Origin of the sequence: Polynucleobacter sp. (assembly GCF_030693775.1) — a bacterium.
Lineage (GTDB): Bacteria > Pseudomonadota > Gammaproteobacteria > Burkholderiales > Burkholderiaceae > Polynucleobacter.
This window is the reverse complement of record NZ_JAUXZY010000004.1, coordinates 278,777-294,832: the sequence shown is the minus strand read 5'-3', so window position 1 is coordinate 294,832 and position 16,056 is coordinate 278,777. Positions and strand designations below refer to the sequence as shown.

The window sequence follows — 16,056 nt, the reverse complement described above, 5'->3', positions numbered from 1 at the left end:
CCTTTTTTATTCGCTTCCTCGCTCAACCAATACTGCAAACGCCGGTAATGTTTTGCCTTCCAAAAACTCGAGGAAAGCGCCGCCACCGGTAGATATGTAATCAACTTGATTTTCGATGCCGTACTTGGCAATTGCTGCCAAGGTATCGCCACCACCCGCAATCGAAAACGCTGGGGAATGGGCAATGGCTGCTGCAATCATTTTGGTACCGCCACCAAATTGATCAATCTCAAAAACCCCTAAAGGCCCATTCCATACTATCGTGCCCGCATGGGCCAGCATAGTAGATAGTCGTGCGGCGGTCTTCGGACCCACATCCAAAATCATGTCGTCCTCGGCAACCTCATTGGACGGCACCCGATTGGCGCGCGCCAATGGCGAGAGTTCGTTGGCCACCACTACGTCTTCTGGAATCGGCACATGGGCGCCGCGCTTTTCCATCAGATCCATGATTTCTCTAGCCTCATTCACGAGGTCAGGCTCGGCTAAGGACTTGCCGATGGGCAGACCCTTAGCCAGCATGAAGGTATTAGCAATGCCGCCGCCCACAATCAGCTCATCGACTTTTTCAGCCAAGGCTTTCAGAATCGTCAGCTTGCTCGATACTTTGGATCCGGCCACAATGGCGATCAAGGGTCGCTTGGGATTGGCGAGGGCTCGGCTCAAGGCGTCGAGCTCAGCAGCCATGAGTGGTCCCGCACAGGCAATCGGTGCAAACCGAGCGACGCCATGCGTCGTGGCCTCAGCGCGATGTGCTGTACCAAACGCATCATTGACATAGACGTCGCAGAGCGCGGCAATTTTTTTGGCAAGTGCTTCGCTATTTTTCTTTTCGCCCACATTGACGCGGCAGTTCTCCAGCAGCACGAGATCGCCGGGCTGAAGATCAAAACCGCCATCAACCCACTTGCTAATCAGAGGCACTTTGCGATTGAGGATTTCTGCGATGCGATGCGCTACTGGAGCCAAGCTATCTTCGGGCTTAAATTCACCTTCGGTTGGTCTACCCAAGTGGGAGGTCACCATCACTGCAGCCCCAGCTTGTAGGCAAATTTCAATGGCCGGAATGGATGCGCGGATGCGGGTGTCTTCGGTAATATTGCCAGCCTCGTCCTGAGGCACATTCAGATCGGAGCGGATCAGCACCCGCTTACCTTTTAACAGTCCAGCCTGCGCTAAGTCATGGAGGCGTTTTACTTTAAAAAGGGTATCGGACATGGAAATGAAATTCGGTAAAAGAACAATCCCCCATTCTAAAACCAGTAGCGCAGGGCGCTGTAAACCAGCATGCCAATAATCAGGGTTGGCAACATGCTGCGCAGCCAGGTAAACGCCACAAAAGCAGCTAAACCAGCCCAAATCTGCGGAATAGCCCAATTAAACTGGCTAATTTCTGTGGCGCCCTCGGGCATGAGGATTTCCGGGGCCAAAATGGCCACAATCGCTGCGAGCGGGGCATACCGAATAGAACGCAAAATGAGTTCGGGCATCCGCACCCGATCCCCCAAGTACATAAAAAAGCCCCGTGTCCCTAAAGTGACTAGGCCCATACCCACAATAAGTGCGCTGATTTCGAGGGAAGTGAGGGTAGGCACGCTAATCTCCCGCGCTAACTCGGTTGGCTTGGGGGTCTTTGGGGCGGCGATCGCTGACAATGCCGACCGCAATTGCCGCAACAATCGCCAGAACAATATTGAGCTTAAAGGGCAGGCTCATGCTCAGAACAGCAACGAGCGCTGCAGCGCCAGCAGCCCAGCGCGCTGCGGCACGATCCAGCATAGGCACAATCACCGCAATCAAGGCTAAAGTACCGGCAAACTCCAGCCCCCAGCTTTGCGGAATTTGCCCTGCCAAGACAATGCCCAGCAGCGAGCCCATTTGCCAAATGCTCCAATTGCCGGTGGTTAGTCCATACATAAAGGCCGTGCGCGATCGGCGAGCAGCCGGGCTTTCCTGGGGGGGATGCGCTTCTGGGTATCTCGCGGTGTACATCAAATAACTAAAATCGGCGGTGAAGTAGCCTACAGTGGCTCGGCGCCACAGCGGCAGGAAGTAAAAATGGGCCTGCATTCCAATACTAAAGATGACGAAGCGCAAATTGACGATAAATGCCGTGATTAAGATGGTCCATACCGGCAAACCCAGCGCAATCAAGGGCAATGCGGCCAATTGCGCCGTGCCCGCAAAAACTAACAGGCTCATGCTGACAGCCTGCCAGAGGGTTAAAGTGGATTTCCCCATGGCCAAACCGGTAACTAAAGCCCAGGTAAAAATGGTCACCATCGACCTTGACATGGTGCGCAACCCATCCTGAAAACCCAGCCGCTCATCCTGCGACCAAGCAAAATAGGGCAAATGGCTCAGAATAAGAAGGGCTTTCGGGTGCTTAGGCATTGGAACCCCATTATAGGAAGCACTGCCGCCTGCTCTACAATAAAGCCCATGTTAGGCAGCTTGGTTTTGCAAGTCGATTGCAGGACAAAGGGCTCCGATTAATTCAACGCAAAAGGTAGAAAACATGTCGATGTCCGACCGCGATGGTTTTATTTGGTCCGATGGAAAACTCATTCCATGGCGCGAAGCAACAACCCATGTGCTCACGCATAGCTTGCATTACGGCATGGGTGTATTTGAGGGCATTCGGGCGTACAAGACACCCAAAGGCACTGGGATCTTTCGTCTGAATGAGCACGTCAAGCGCTTATTCAATGGCACCAAAATTTTCCAAATCACGCTGCCCTATACCGAAGCACAAATCCGCCAAGCGATCATTGATGTTGTCAATGCCAACCAATTGGAGTCGTGCTACATCCGCCCCCTAATTTACATTGGCTCAGAAAAGCTAGGCATCTCCCCCAAAGGCAACTCGATTCATACCGTGATTGCGGCTTGGCTCTGGGGCGCCTACTTGGGTGAAGATGGCCTGAACAAAGGCATTCGGGTTAAGACATCGTCATTCACGCGGCACTTTGTTAACTCATCCTTGGTGCGCGCAAAAGCATCAGGCTATTACATTAATTCGATTCTGGCCAACCAAGAAGTCACTGCCAACGGCTACGACGAAGCCTTACTCCTCGATACCGAAGGCTATGTATCCGAAGGTTCTGGTGAAAATCTCTTCATGGTGCGCAACGGTATTGTCTACACCCCAGATTTAGCATCGTGCCTGGATGGTATTACCCGTGACTCGATTATTCAAATTGCCAAAGACTTGGGATTTGAAGTTCGTGAAAAGCGCCTAACCCGCGACGAAGTCTATACCGCGGATGAAGCCTTCTTCACGGGCACTGCAGCGGAAGTAACGCCGATTCGCGAACTCGATGACCGCATGATTGGCGATGGCAAAAAAGGTCCCATCACCAAGCAAATTCAAGATGTGTTTTTTGATACGGTCTACGGTAAGAATGATCGTTACAGTGATTGGCTCACCCCAGTCAAGTAAGACAGCGCACGAAAGGATCCGTCATGAGTCAAGCACACACTGCAGCGCAAGCACCCGTCATGGTGAATGGCGCTGATTTGCCTTTGCATTGCCCAACAAGCGATACGCCCAGCTGGAATTTACACCCCCGTGTTTTTCTAGACATCACCCACACCGGCCAAGCAAAGTGTCCGTACTGCGGCACCGAGTACCACTTGATTCCTGGCACGGAACCCCACGGTCATTAATCACCCCATCCCCGCATCCATCAACCGAGGCGGGGATCTGCAAATGCATCGCATTCTTGTCATCGCTCCAAACTGGATTGGCGATGCCGTAATGTCACAGCCCCTGTTAGCGGCAATCAAAAACTCCTATCCCCATGCAGCAATTGATGTCTTAGTAACGCCTTGGGTGGCGCCGGTTTACCGAGCCTGCAGCGAAGCCAGTGAATTAATTGAAGCCGATCTTCGGCATGGCCAATTGCAGTGGGGCATGCGGCGCGCACTTGCCGCTCAGATTAAAAAGCGTAACTACGCGAGATGCTATGTTCTACCAAACAGCCTGAAGTCCGCCCTCATTCCTTGGCTGGCTAACATTCCTGAACGCGTTGGCTATCAAGGTGAACTGCGCCGTTTCTTGCTAACCGAGACCAAAGCCAATTCGCCCAAAACGCAGCGCATTCCCATGGTGGAGCATTACGCCAGCTTGTGCGAATCATCAAGCAATCGCAATGCAACCGTTCCTGTGCCGCACTTAATGCCAAGGGCATCTGCACTTGAGTCAGTGCGTACTCGACTGCAGGCGGCCGGCATTCAAACGGATTCACTCGTTGTGCTCTGCCCCGGCGCAGAATACGGTCCCAGTAAACGCTGGCCTGCCGCCCATTTTGCAGCGCTGGCGCAATCCATCTTGAAAGCAAACCCCAACGCTTCGGTCGTTTTATTAGGTAGCCCATCGGACCGTGCAATCGGTGATGCCATTGTTACTTCGGCAGCTTCTCAGGGCCGCATGTTCAACTGGTGCGGAACCACATCGCTGGATGAGGCCATCGCCATCATTGGTCTGTGCAGTAAGGTGGTGAGTAATGATTCCGGTTTGATGCACATTGCTGCAGCACTGCATGTTCTGCAGGTAGCAATATTTGGCTCTAGCGATCCGAACCATACCCCACCCAATTCTGCAAAAGCCACTGTCATCTCATTGCATTTGCCGTGTAGCCCTTGCCATCAACGCAAGTGCCCGCTTGGTCATTTAAACTGCCTCAATCAGATTAGTCCTGAACGCGTCTTTGCTGCACTTCAGTAAGCCCGATCGCACTGCTTTACTTCTTAATCGCAAAGGAATTTAGTCATGCCAAACCTTGCCAGACTCTTTCATAATGCCGATGAAGTAGTCGATGCCTGGCGAGAGGCGCTCAAGCGGCGCGACGTTACCGCCGCCCTAGCATTGTGGCTAGACGATGACTCGATTACCTGCGTACTGCCTGAAGGCCAACGCTTGAGTGGTCATGCAGAGATTCGGGGTGGGCTAGAGCGCTTGCTCGCCAATCAAGCCCTATTTCTAGAGCCGATTGCCTGCATCTCGCATTCCAGCTTAGGCACCGCAATCTATGACACGACGGAAGCAGTCCATTTACGCGCAGATCAAGTGGAGTCAGCTTTCTTTTTAAATATCACCTTGGTTGTGTTGCAAGACAGCCAAGGGTGGCGTATCGCCCACTTGCATGCCAGCCATTCCGCCGATGTCAGCTCAAGCGCGCCCATCACCCAGCACGGCCTGCATTAAACACAATGGATGAAGGCGTCACACAGTCTTTAATTAAATGGCCCAGTGTGCCGCACTGTTTTGGCTGGCTTGCGCTTGATCGGCGCGGCGCTTGGCGCATGCGCGACGACTACGCTCAAGCCCATGGCCTGCCAGGTGACGTGATTAAGCATGCAGCACTCAATGCCTTTATTGCCCGCAATTACGCCAGCGATGCCCAGGGGCGGTATTTTTTTCAGAATGGGCCGCAGCGCGTCTACGTTAATCTTGATGCAACGCCCTGGATAGTGCGCATGATGCCCACCGGCAATACAGAACATCCTTGGCAATTTCAGACGCAATGTGAAAGCCTACTCGCACCCACTGCGGCCTTCCTGGATGAGGCGGGTCATATTTTGATTGAGGGAAGGCTCACCCAAACCATTTGTACTGGGAATGTGTCAAATAAATTCAATGAAATAGAACGCCTCAGCATTGCGTTGTTGCATGACCATGACATCGAACTGTTCTCGGGACTAACCTCGCTTGGCAACACCGCATGCGCACTGGAGGGAATCTGGCGATGGCATGGCCATGATTTAACACTGGAACCCATTACCACTGCTGAAGTGGAAAGTCGCTTTCAGTTTCAAGCTCGCCCTCAGCCATAAGCACTTGATGTGGACTTAACCGCCTCTGCTTTTAGCGTCCTCGCGCTGCTCTTCTAGATACATTTTCTGAAACTCCCGAAGGCGCGCATCAATCGTTGAGCCCTGGTAATAGTTGTTGCCGCCAGCCGCCCGTGCAATCCGCAGCTGCTCAATTGCAGAAGGCCAAGCACCGGTGAGTGCAAATTTTTCCCCCATGGCGTAATGCCGTAAGGCTACGTTATTACTCTGGTTATATGCATCTGCTAACAATGTCCACCAAATGGTTTCGTTGGGCTGTTGTTTGGTCCGGCCTCTCAGCCAGGTAATAGCCTCATCCGTTTTGCCCAGCTTGAGCTCCGCCTGAATCATGGCTACTGCTGCGGCAAATGATTCTGGGTAGGCGCGCAATGTCGCGTGTGCAATTTGAAGTGCCTCTTGCGACTTACCTTTAGCTAAAGCCAATTCAGATGCGGTGGTATCCAGCGATACACTTTGGCGCATTAAAGGTGAGCCTGGGGCTGCTGCGGCCTGCATCAGCTGCCGGGTTTTTTGCAAATAGCCTTCAGCAATATCCACCTTACCTTGGCGCTGCGCAACCAAAGCAAGTCCATAGAATCCCTCCATCTGTTTGATGGGAGAAGCTTGCTTACTGAAACTCTCAAAAATATTGCGGGCATCAAACAAGCCACTGGAGCCTTTTTGTTGATCGAGGCGAGCACGCGCTTTGATTAAATAAAACTCCAATGAACTGGGAACGGTCTTCGCATTAACCATGCGTACCCGATCTTGCATGTCAGCAATACGATCAATGGTGAGGGGGTGTGTTCGAACGTAAGCCGGCACGCCACTATCCATGATGCTGCTGGCTTTTTGTAAGCGCTGAAAGAAAGCAGGCATGCCGTTGACGTCATAACCACTGCCCTCCAAAATCAAAAAGCCAATGCGATCCGCTTCCCGCTCCGCATCGCGTGAGTAGGCCAATTGATTCTGAACCGATAGAGCCTGCCCACCACGCATTAAACCCACCGCTGCGGATGGGTTACTGGAGGCCGCTAAAGCGCCCAACACCATGCCCGCGATGGCAATCATGGTATTCATGGCCTGCTTGTCCATCGAACGTGCAATATGCCGCTGCAATACGTGGCCGATTTCATGGCCCATGACTGAAGCAACCTCGGACTCCGTTTCCGCAGCAACCAAAAGCCCCGTATGAAATCCAATAAAGCCACCAGGCAAAGCAAACGCATTAATGCTCGGCTCTTTGACTGCAAAGACTTCAAAGTTATATTGGGCACTACCTAAGGCATTAGCCCCGCCCAACTGCAAGCGCTTTGCTGCCTGCAGTAAGCGGCGATCCATTTGATTTAGAAAATCATAGATTGGCAAATCATTGGAGTAATCCGGATCAGCACGAATTTCCCGCATGATGCGTTCACCAATCCGGCGCTCATCTACCGGACTTAAAGCATCACCACCCGGATCGCCCATATCGGGCAGGACTAAATTAGGCTGCGTACGTAGTGCATTTTTATTCGGCAGAAATGGAGACTGCGCCTCTTGCGACTGAACCGCACGCCCCAGATTTTGCAGTGCCGCGGAATTGCCTTCAACCACCACCTCGGAGGCCGGCGCTTTGGGTAGGGGTGTTTGGGCACCCGCAAAGCCCATGGCAAAAATCAATTGCAGGGCCAAGCATTTCCGCCCAATGCCCAATAGCACCGGTTTTTGCATCCACTTAATATAAGCTGGTTTTACGATCCCCATCCCTCTATGGTAAAACCTATTTCATGAACCCACTGACTCATTTTGATTCCTCAGGCCAGGCCCACATGGTCAATGTTGGCGATAAGCCCAATACCCACCGGATAGCCATTGCTACAGGCAGCATTTCGATGTTGCCAGCCACCTTTGACTTGGTGGAGGCAGGTAACCACAAAAAGGGGGATGTTTTAGGCATCGCCCGGATCGCCGGGATTCAGGCGTCCAAGAAGACCTCCGACTTGATTCCCTTGTGCCATCCACTGGCCCTCAGCCACGTCAGCCTGCAATTTGAGCTAGACCGAGCAAGTCATAGTATTCGCTGCCAAGTCCAGGCGGAAACGACTGGCCCTACCGGCGTTGAAATGGAAGCCCTCACCGCTGTCCAAGTCGCCCTCCTCACAATCTATGACATGTGCAAAGCAGTTGACCGTGGCATGGTGATGGGTGATGTGAAGCTCTTGGAGAAGAGTGGCGGCAAGAGCGGCACTTGGGTAGCGGCGAAGTAGTCTTTTCATAAAGTCGCTAACTTCAACAAAGGTCTGCATTGGTTGTTGTTAAACACAATCTCGATACACACGAATTCCAGTCATTAGACGAAGCCATGGCATTTGCCAAAGAATTGGGTGAGTTTGTCACCATTCAGTTTGATGGCAAAGAGGTAGTGGGTGTATTTGGAGCTACTGGGGTTACAGATGGAAAGTGCCCCGACGGAATCGATTATTCCTGGAAGAAGCGCCGCAAGTAATTAAGGATTGTGAGTATTCTGAATATGGTGAGTATTGGTAAGTGACGACCCATCCTTTTTGGGGATAAGCCGCCAGTCCAAACTAAATTACTTCGAAGTACGGCATTCGGATGGCAATAAGGGCTGAGGTAGATTACTCATCGCCGAGCGGCATGACCAACCCCCTGACCACGTTGCGCCTTCTGGTTTCGATAGATCGAGTGGTGCCGGCATGACAGCATCCGGATAATTGGTTGGAATCAGAACCAAGCTATTGCTACCTTCTTGCGCAACCGTTCCCTGAAAATCAATCGCAATTGCGCCGGACTGCAAAATCTCAATGTCTTTGACACTGCGGGTTGGCGCAAAACTAAAAGCCCCTTGGGTTGCCTCATTCATCGGTGCTACGCCCCGACTAGCAAATGCTTCCGTTACGGCGAGCTTAGCGCTGGAAGACAAATTCATGCCCTCAATCACTCGACTACGCGCAATGTAATCTTGGTACTGCGGAACTGCGACGGCAACCAAAATCCCAATGATGGCAACAACGACCATGACCTCGATCAGGGTGAAGCCATTTTTTTCTGTATTGCTGATAGTGTTCTCGTTGTGTAGTGTCATATCAATAAAAATCCCCTAGTGAATGGAACTCGATGATCTAACAAAGAGCCCACTGACTAGGGGACTGACCAAATCAGATTGCTCTGATTTTAGTGTACGACTTTACTGCTTCTTAATGGGCCTTTTTGCCTCTACGCTTCGCAAGCTCGCCAACAATCATGACGCCCAGCGCGCCAATAATGCCGGAAATTAAGCCGTATTCCTGAATACCCTCGCCGAAGTGCTTGATCATGCCTGGGTCCGTCAACAGCATTCCACCGGCAATCCAGCCGAGCAATCCAGCGCCCGCTGTCACAATGATAGGGAAACGATCGATCAGGAATAACACGAGGCGGCTACCAGCAATAATGATAGGTACCGAAACGATTAAGCCAAAGACGATGTAGCCAAATTGATGCGCCTGGTCGTCTACCTGCCCAGCGGCACCTGCAATCGCCAAGACGTTATCAAGACTCATGACTAAGTCAGCAACGATGATGGTTTTTACCGCTGCAAATAACTTATCTGGTGCCTCTAAGTCATTTTCGTCGTGACCGCCGGCATCTGCCAATAACTTGTAACCAATCCACAGCAGCAGTAAAGCGCCCACCACCTTCAGATACGGAATTTGCAAGAGCGTCACTGCAAATATCGTTAGGACAATACGCAAACCAATCGCACCGGCTGTGCCCCATAAAATACCAGCGCGACGTTGGTTGGGGTGTAAGTTACGGCAGGCCAATGCAATGATCACCGCATTGTCGCCGCCCAGCAAAATATCAATCAAAATGATCTGCAATACGACAGACCAATCTAACATTGCAAGAAATTCCATGTCATCCTCTAATAATTATTGTGTGTTGAACAACTACTACGGGTAAAACAACTGCCTAAAACTAAATCATTGCCTTTAACAGATTAGCCATCTCCGATGGATTGCGCGTGACCTTAAAGCCGCACTCTTCCATTACTGCCAATTTGGCATCTGCTGTATCCGCACCGCCGGAAATCAACGCACCCGCATGGCCCATGCGTTTTCCAGGAGGGGCTGTTACGCCAGCAATAAAGCCGACGATGGGTTTTTTCATATTGTCTTTGCACCAGAGGGCTGCTTCTGCCTCGTCTGGTCCGCCGATCTCGCCAATCATGATCACCGCATCGGTTTCAGGATCGTCGTTGAACATGCGCATGATGTCGATGTGCTTTAGACCATTGATTGGATCGCCGCCAATACCGACTGCAGTTGACTGGCCCAAACCAATCGCGGTTAATTGACCAACAGCTTCGTAGGTCAAGGTGCCGGAACGGCTGACCACACCAATGCGGCCTTTTTTATGAATGTGACCTGGCATGATGCCGATCTTGATTTCATCAGGAGTGATGATGCCAGGGCAATTAGGGCCGAGCAGTAAAGTTTTCTTGCCGCCCTTGGCTTCTTTTTGTGCCATCTTGTTGCGCACTTCCAGCATATCGCGCACAGGAATGCCTTCGGTAATACAAATCACAAAATCCAAGTCGGCTTCAACGGCTTCCCAAATTGCAGCTGCAGCACCAGGAGGAGGCACATAAATAACCGATGTGGTTGCACCAGTTTGCTGGGCAGCTTCTTTTACTGTTCCATAAATAGGAATGTTAAAAATGGACTCGCCTGCTTTTTTAGGATTAACGCCCGCTACGAAACAATTTTTTCCGTTTGCGTACTCTTGGCATTTCTCAGTATGAAACTGTCCGGTCTTACCGGTAATGCCCTGCGTAATTACTTTTGTATTTTTATTAATCAAAATTGACATGGTGATTTCCTTGATTATTTCTGTTTTTTAGCCGCCGCAACCACTTTGGTTGCTGCTTCTGCCATGGAGTCGGCACTGATGATCGGTAAGCCGGATTCAGCCAAAATCTTTTTGCCTAAATCTTCGTTCGTACCCTTCATGCGCACCACCAGCGGCACAGATAAATTCACTGCCTTACAGGCAGTCACCACACCAGTAGCGATCACATCGCAGCGCATAATGCCGCCGAAGATGTTGACCAAGATGGCTTCCACGCTCTTATTTTTGAGCATGATCTTAAATGCTTCCGTTACTTTTTCTGCGGTAGCGCCGCCACCGACGTCGAGGAAGTTAGCTGGCTGTCCGCCAAACAACTTAATCGTATCCATGGTGGCCATGGCAAGTCCAGCACCGTTTACGAGACAGCCGATATTGCCGTCGAGTGAGATGTAGGCCAAGTCAAATTTCGACGCTTCGATTTCAGCAGGATCTTCTTCATCCTCATCGCGATACGCCACGATCTCGGGATGACGGAACAGGGCATTGGGATCAAAGTTGAACTTAGCATCCAAAGCCTTGATGTTGCCATTGCCTTCCAAAATCAGTGGATTGATTTCGACTAAAGACGCATCGGTTTCCCAATATGTTTTGTATAAGTTCTTGAACACATCACGCGCCTTCGCGACTGAACCCTCAGGCACGCCGATGCCCTTGGAAATAGTGTCGCACTGTGCGTCGGTTAAGCCGACCAAGGGATCCACAAATACCTTAATGATTTTTTCAGGGGAGTGCTCTGCCACTTCCTCGATGTCCATGCCGCCCTCGCTGGAGGCCATGATGACGTTTTTCTGTGATCCACGATCAGTAACGATACTGAAGTAATACTCTTTCTTAATGTCAGCGCCATCTTCAATCAGGAGCCGGCGGACTTTTTGTCCTTCGGGTCCAGTTTGATGGGTTTTGAGCTGCATGCCCATAATTTCGCTGGCGTATTTTTTAACCTCATCCATGCTCTTGGCTAATTTCACGCCGCCGCCCTTGCCGCGACCACCTGCATGAATTTGCGCCTTGACCACCCACACTGGACCACCCAGTTTTGCGGCCGCATCCATTGCTTCTTCCACGCTATGCGCCGGAATGCCGTTCGGAACTGGCACGTTAAATTGGCGCAGCAGCGCCTTACCCTGATACTCGTGAATTTTCATCTTTGCTCCGGAATCTGTCTGTGGGTGCAGCCAATGGTTAATTAGGACCTATTTTGCCCTTCACCCTAATTTCGCTGATTTGACCGCAGTCAACTTAAAAAAATTAGGTTATTGGCAAACGAGTGTAAGTCTATCATTTTGCAGTGCGTCATTTGCCATTTTTGGCGCTATTCAGCCCCTTTTTGACGCCCGCCAATGACCTTAGCGACGATTTCGGGGTTAAAGCCTTTTGAGACCAAAAAACGGTACTGCCTGGCGCGGATTTTCTGATCTTCGGCAATCCCGCCAAATTTGCGCTCAAACAGCTCTTTTGCTCGCTCAAATTCCGTATTTTTGAGTCCATCCAGCAGCGCCGCTGACGAATCGCTTGCAACCCCGGCCCGCTGCAATTCGTCCTTGATTCTGCGCATCCCATAGCGCTCGCTACGCCGTCGCACCAAGGCTTCTGCATAGCGTGCATCGGATAACCAACCTCGCTTCTCAAAGTCATCCAATACCGCAGTAATTTGCACTTCATGCGATAGCGCTGGCGTATCAGCTTGACTCAGCTCTTGATCGCGATCCTGCGCATTCCGAGCGCGGTCCACCTTGGCTTGAAGGCTGAGGTAATCGCTTAGCTTTTTTGCCAATTCGGCACGGCTGTGCTCGCGCTGCGATAAAAGGCGCAAAGCCCGAGCTTTGAGACTCGGGCTTTGTTTTTTAGGACTTACTGAGTCAGGCATCAGCCGATTCAATCTCCGTATCGTCTACTGCATCTGTGATTGCAAGACCTGCTTTCACACCCAGCTTGGCACGAATCTTGGCTTCGATGTCTTTCGCAATTTCAGGATTTTCTTTCAGAAATTCGCGTACGTTATCTTTGCCTTGACCAATGCGGTCGCCGTTATAGCTATACCAAGAACCGGACTTCTCTACGATATCGGCTTCAACACCCATATCGATTATTTCACCCTCACGTGAAATTCCTGCGCCGTACATGATGTCAAAAATGGCTTCGCGGAATGGCGGTGAAACCTTGTTCTTAACAACCTTGACACGGGTTTCATTGCCGACCACTTCATCGCCCTTTTTGATGCTGCCAATACGGCGAATATCTAAACGCATGGTGGCATAGAACTTCAATGCATTACCACCTGTGGTTGTTTCTGGGGAACCAAACATCACACCAATCTTCATACGAATCTGGTTAATAAAGATCACCATGGAATTGGTGCGCTTGATGGTGCCGGTTAATTTACGCAAGGCTTGGCTCATCAAACGTGCTTGCAAGCCAGGCAAGGAATCACCCATATCGCCTTCAATTTCAGCGCGCGGAACTAAGGCTGCTACGGAGTCAATGACGATTAAGTCGATCGAGCCCGAACGCACTAAGGCGTCTGCAATTTCAAGTGCCTGCTCGCCGGTATCTGGCTGAGAAATTAATAAGTTGTTCACATCTACACCGAGGCGTGAGGCATATTGCACATCCAGCGCATGCTCCGCGTCGATAAATGCACAGGTGCCGCCAATCTTTTGCATTTCGGCAATCGCATGCAATGTCAAGGTGGTTTTTCCTGAAGACTCAGGACCGTAAATTTCAATTACTCGGCCGCGTGCAAGGCCGCCGACTCCGAGGGCAATATCGAGACCTAAAGATCCGCTCGATACCACTTGAATGTCTTGGTTAATTTCAGCATCGCCGAGGCGCATGATGGAGCCCTTGCCGAACTGCTTTTCAATTTGCGCCAATGCCGCCGATAAGGCCTTTTGCTTATCGCCGCTCATGCCGTCAAATTCCGATGATGCTGATTTTTTCTTATCGTCCATTGCCATCCTTTGCTTTCCGCCTTTTTGTCTTTTGCCTTAAATTGGGGGTACAACCCACCTCTTTTTTCTGCTGTTGTGCTGCCTGTATCAATCTGGGATCTACTGTATATAAAAACAGTACTTATTGCAAGCGCTGTTTATTTCGGCTTGCTTTCTTGCCTACTGGATGGACAAAGGGGGTCTATTACTAGGCACTTTTCCCGCCCACCAAAATAGCAATGGCATCGCAATAGCCCAAATTATTCCAAGTAAAACAAGGGCTTGCGTTTCATCGCCCCATTGTGCGGCACCTAATTTAACCCCAGCCAGGTAAGACAAAGGACCTGCAATCGCTCCCAGGACGGATGCCAAGACAAAGCGCCCCTTTAACCAGGACATTGACTCATTGAGGGTGCATCCCAGAATGATCCACAAAGACCACATCCAAATGGGTGACAGGCTAGGTAAGAGCCCTTTGGACTCAAAAATCAGACTACCGGTTTGCAATAAGATGGTGTCGGCGCAAATGCCTAAAGCCAGGATCTTGAGCAATAACATGCCCTCCTGCATGGGCTCACTGGATTGCCAGAGATGAAAGGCGGCCACCGCCAGGCAAAAAAGAACAGCCAAGCTCACATAGCCATGGGCCGCGCCCAAAATGCAGGCAAACCAGCCAAGCTGGAACAAAACAAAGTTAATCAATTTACGCACAGCGCCACTCAACAGTACGGCTTAGCGCTTATAAAAGGCCAAGGTAACTTCACCTAAGTAAATGCCAAACTTGCTCATCTGTGCCCGATTGATCATGACTTTGTCATCCATCAAATACATCCAGTCGTCAAATTGCACGTTGTATACCTTGCCATCCACCGGCAAGGCTAAGGTGTATTTCCAGTTCAATGCATTACCGGCCATAAGGCCAGCAGCCGAGCCAACCACATCGTCTGCGGTTCCGGTAAACACACCCGGCGCCGTTTCGGTCAAGGTCCAAATGCGTTTTTGGGTTGTGCCGTCCGAGTAGAAAAAGTCTTCATCTAAGGTCCCTACGCGCTTACCATCCTTGACTTCCCAGCTGGCTTTCATGACCACCTTAAAGCGCTTCACCACTTCATTGCTGCGATTGGTAAAAATGCCATAAGCGTCAATCGTGCCATTGAAATAGCTCGTGAGATCGAGTGTGGGTTTCTCTTTGGCGTACATCGACACTTGGGGTGCAGAGCAGCCGCCCAAGAGCAGCAGCGTGACAAAGCAGAGTAAGGCGGAACGGAATGGCGATTTCATCGGGAGGGCTCACACGTAGGGGCAACAATTAAAGGGGCACATGCTTGGCCAATCAAGGCCGTTCTCAACTTCGGGGCAGCGGTTTTGGGATCAAGCCAAATGGAAAAAAATGACTTGGCAAAATCATCGCCTGCAATTTCGCCTACCGATTTACCGTTGTGCAAAAAGACGGTGCCGCGCCCGGGGACATGAATCGCGGTCAAGGAACTACCCGAGACTACATCTGGAAAAATCCCATCCAGTTTTTTTCCCCATACACTGCGGTTCGCTTCGCTAACGCCGAGGCGCTGCATTTCGTCGATGGTGCGCTTGGTGATATCGGAACCCTTGAGCGAGCGCAAGTAATTGAGGTCTAAGGCAAAGCCGGTTTGACCACGCTGATCAGCCACATAGAGGCGCGCATCGTAAACATCAAACCCCCAAAACGTCATACGGCCCTGGCCCTGCAATTGCAAACCCTTGACATACGGATCCAGCGATTCTTTGGCGTGCACAGGAGCGCTCGCAATCAGCGAGGCCAGCAAAATGAGAGCCCCAAAGAAGAAAGCTGAAATGCGTGGCAACACCGGGACGGCATTTAATTGGTTCATCGTTCAAGCATATCGAAGTTTTACGGGTTCTGCTTACAATACCCCATCGGCCATTTAGTTCGAAGCCCCACCCATTAACGAAGGAAAGCACCCTATGGCACTGAAACTAGGTTACAAGCAGCTTATTGCAGAAGCAATGGACAAAATCGACACCCTCAATCAAGCAGAAGCAATGGCACTACTGAATGATCCCGACACACTCATTGTGGATATTCGCGATGTGCGCGAACTCGAGCGTGAAGGCATGATTCCTAATGCATTTCATGCGCCACGCGGCATGCTGGAATTTTGGGTTGACCCTGACAGCCCTTATTACAAACCTGAACTGGGCTCTGGGAAGCGCCTGATGTTGTATTGCGGATCCGCCTGGCGCTCCGCCCTGGCCGCTGAAATTCTCGTGCGCATGGGCGTTCCCCGCGTTTGCCACATCGAGGGCGGCTTTTCGGCATGGAAAAAGGCAGGCCTGCCAGTGGCCGAGAAGCCCAGTAAACCAGCTGCCAAGTAAACCCTCCCTGCAACACCAA

General features: G+C 51.1%; 21 protein-coding genes. 8 read left to right on the top strand and 13 right to left on the bottom strand.

What is annotated here, in order from left to right; all coding sequences use genetic code 11:
• Positions 1 to 6: 6 nt before the first annotated feature.
• The 3 genes from Q8M75_RS04290 to Q8M75_RS04280 are packed head-to-tail and all read right to left on the bottom strand — an operon-like array spanning position 7 to position 2,394.
• On the bottom strand, positions 7 to 1,218 hold the full coding sequence (locus tag Q8M75_RS04290; RefSeq protein ID WP_305486546.1) for a phosphoglycerate kinase: 1,212 nt from the start codon (positions 1,216 to 1,218) through the stop codon (positions 7 to 9).
• A gap of 35 nt (positions 1,219 to 1,253) precedes the next feature.
• Positions 1,254 to 1,595 carry an AzlD domain-containing protein gene (locus tag Q8M75_RS04285; RefSeq protein WP_305486544.1) on the bottom strand — a complete coding sequence of 114 codons (342 nt, stop codon included), beginning with the start codon at positions 1,593 to 1,595 and terminating at the stop codon, positions 1,254 to 1,256.
• Between the two features lies 1 nt (position 1,596).
• Positions 1,597 to 2,394: an AzlC family ABC transporter permease gene (locus Q8M75_RS04280; RefSeq protein WP_305486542.1), complete on the bottom strand. Its 798-nt coding sequence runs from the start codon at positions 2,392 to 2,394 to the stop codon at positions 1,597 to 1,599.
• 124 nt (positions 2,395 to 2,518) lie between these two features.
• Between Q8M75_RS04280 and Q8M75_RS04275 the strand changes: the two genes are divergently transcribed.
• From Q8M75_RS04275 to Q8M75_RS04255, 5 genes are read left to right on the top strand one after another with little or no spacing between them, the layout of a single operon-like run.
• Positions 2,519 to 3,442: a branched-chain amino acid transaminase gene (locus tag Q8M75_RS04275; RefSeq protein WP_305486540.1), complete on the top strand. Its 924-nt coding sequence runs from the start codon at positions 2,519 to 2,521 to the stop codon at positions 3,440 to 3,442.
• Positions 3,443 to 3,465: 23 nt separating this feature from the next.
• Positions 3,466 to 3,669 (top strand): zinc-finger domain-containing protein, encoded by a 204-nt coding sequence (locus Q8M75_RS04270; RefSeq protein ID WP_305486538.1) that lies wholly within the window; start codon positions 3,466 to 3,468, stop codon positions 3,667 to 3,669.
• A gap of 43 nt (positions 3,670 to 3,712) precedes the next feature.
• Positions 3,713 to 4,729: a lipopolysaccharide heptosyltransferase II gene (gene waaF / locus Q8M75_RS04265; protein WP_305486536.1), complete on the top strand. Its 1,017-nt coding sequence runs from the start codon at positions 3,713 to 3,715 to the stop codon at positions 4,727 to 4,729.
• Positions 4,730 to 4,774: 45 nt separating this feature from the next.
• A complete protein-coding gene (locus tag Q8M75_RS04260) occupies positions 4,775 to 5,209 on the top strand; it encodes a nuclear transport factor 2 family protein (protein WP_305486534.1) in 435 nt (144 codons plus the stop codon).
• A 5-nt stretch (positions 5,210 to 5,214) separates the two neighbouring features.
• Positions 5,215 to 5,838 carry a DUF2946 family protein gene (locus tag Q8M75_RS04255; protein ID WP_305486532.1) on the top strand — a complete coding sequence of 208 codons (624 nt, stop codon included), beginning with the start codon at positions 5,215 to 5,217 and terminating at the stop codon, positions 5,836 to 5,838.
• 15 nt (positions 5,839 to 5,853) lie between these two features.
• Here Q8M75_RS04255 and Q8M75_RS04250 read toward each other — a convergent pair whose 3' ends face one another.
• A complete protein-coding gene (locus tag Q8M75_RS04250) occupies positions 5,854 to 7,548 on the bottom strand; it encodes a M48 family metalloprotease (protein WP_305486530.1) in 1,695 nt (564 codons plus the stop codon).
• A gap of 56 nt (positions 7,549 to 7,604) precedes the next feature.
• Here Q8M75_RS04250 and moaC point away from each other — a divergent pair, with 56 nt between their 5' ends.
• Together moaC and Q8M75_RS04240 are read left to right on the top strand one after the other, a co-directional pair.
• Positions 7,605 to 8,084, top strand: coding sequence for a cyclic pyranopterin monophosphate synthase MoaC (gene moaC, locus Q8M75_RS04245; protein ID WP_305486528.1), 480 nt, complete (start codon positions 7,605 to 7,607; stop codon positions 8,082 to 8,084).
• A gap of 95 nt (positions 8,085 to 8,179) precedes the next feature.
• Entirely contained in the window at positions 8,180 to 8,323 is a 144-nt protein-coding gene (locus tag Q8M75_RS04240) for a hypothetical protein (RefSeq protein ID WP_305486526.1), read from the top strand.
• 87 nt (positions 8,324 to 8,410) lie between these two features.
• On the opposite strand, the gene Q8M75_RS04235 is transcribed toward Q8M75_RS04240, so the two are convergent.
• The 9 genes from Q8M75_RS04235 to Q8M75_RS04195 form a co-directional block, all read right to left on the bottom strand.
• Positions 8,411 to 8,923 carry a pilin gene (locus Q8M75_RS04235; RefSeq protein WP_305486524.1) on the bottom strand — a complete coding sequence of 171 codons (513 nt, stop codon included), beginning with the start codon at positions 8,921 to 8,923 and terminating at the stop codon, positions 8,411 to 8,413.
• Between the two features lie 112 nt (positions 8,924 to 9,035).
• On the bottom strand, positions 9,036 to 9,722 hold the full coding sequence (locus tag Q8M75_RS04230) for a TerC family protein (protein WP_305486522.1): 687 nt from the start codon (positions 9,720 to 9,722) through the stop codon (positions 9,036 to 9,038).
• Between the two features lie 76 nt (positions 9,723 to 9,798).
• Entirely contained in the window at positions 9,799 to 10,692 is an 894-nt protein-coding gene (gene sucD, locus Q8M75_RS04225) for a succinate--CoA ligase subunit alpha (RefSeq protein WP_305486520.1), read from the bottom strand.
• Positions 10,693 to 10,706: 14 nt separating this feature from the next.
• Positions 10,707 to 11,876 carry an ADP-forming succinate--CoA ligase subunit beta gene (gene sucC, locus Q8M75_RS04220; protein ID WP_305486518.1) on the bottom strand — a complete coding sequence of 390 codons (1,170 nt, stop codon included), beginning with the start codon at positions 11,874 to 11,876 and terminating at the stop codon, positions 10,707 to 10,709.
• A 167-nt stretch (positions 11,877 to 12,043) separates the two neighbouring features.
• Positions 12,044 to 12,598 (bottom strand): regulatory protein RecX, encoded by a 555-nt coding sequence (locus Q8M75_RS04215; protein WP_305486516.1) that lies wholly within the window; start codon positions 12,596 to 12,598, stop codon positions 12,044 to 12,046.
• A complete protein-coding gene (gene recA, locus Q8M75_RS04210; RefSeq protein WP_305488161.1) occupies positions 12,591 to 13,682 on the bottom strand; it encodes a recombinase RecA in 1,092 nt (363 codons plus the stop codon). The genes Q8M75_RS04215 and recA overlap by 8 nt, the downstream gene beginning before the upstream one ends.
• A gap of 159 nt (positions 13,683 to 13,841) precedes the next feature.
• Positions 13,842 to 14,372 carry a DUF2878 domain-containing protein gene (locus Q8M75_RS04205; protein WP_305486514.1) on the bottom strand — a complete coding sequence of 177 codons (531 nt, stop codon included), beginning with the start codon at positions 14,370 to 14,372 and terminating at the stop codon, positions 13,842 to 13,844.
• Between the two features lie 21 nt (positions 14,373 to 14,393).
• Positions 14,394 to 14,942, bottom strand: coding sequence for a DUF3833 domain-containing protein (locus tag Q8M75_RS04200; RefSeq protein WP_305486512.1), 549 nt, complete (start codon positions 14,940 to 14,942; stop codon positions 14,394 to 14,396).
• A complete protein-coding gene (locus Q8M75_RS04195; RefSeq protein WP_305486510.1) occupies positions 14,939 to 15,532 on the bottom strand; it encodes a chalcone isomerase family protein in 594 nt (197 codons plus the stop codon). The genes Q8M75_RS04200 and Q8M75_RS04195 overlap by 4 nt, the downstream gene beginning before the upstream one ends.
• A 94-nt stretch (positions 15,533 to 15,626) precedes the next feature.
• On the opposite strand from Q8M75_RS04195, the gene Q8M75_RS04190 reads away from it, so the two are divergent.
• Positions 15,627 to 16,037: a rhodanese-like domain-containing protein gene (locus Q8M75_RS04190; RefSeq protein WP_305486508.1), complete on the top strand. Its 411-nt coding sequence runs from the start codon at positions 15,627 to 15,629 to the stop codon at positions 16,035 to 16,037.
• Positions 16,038 to 16,056: the final 19 nt, after the last annotated feature.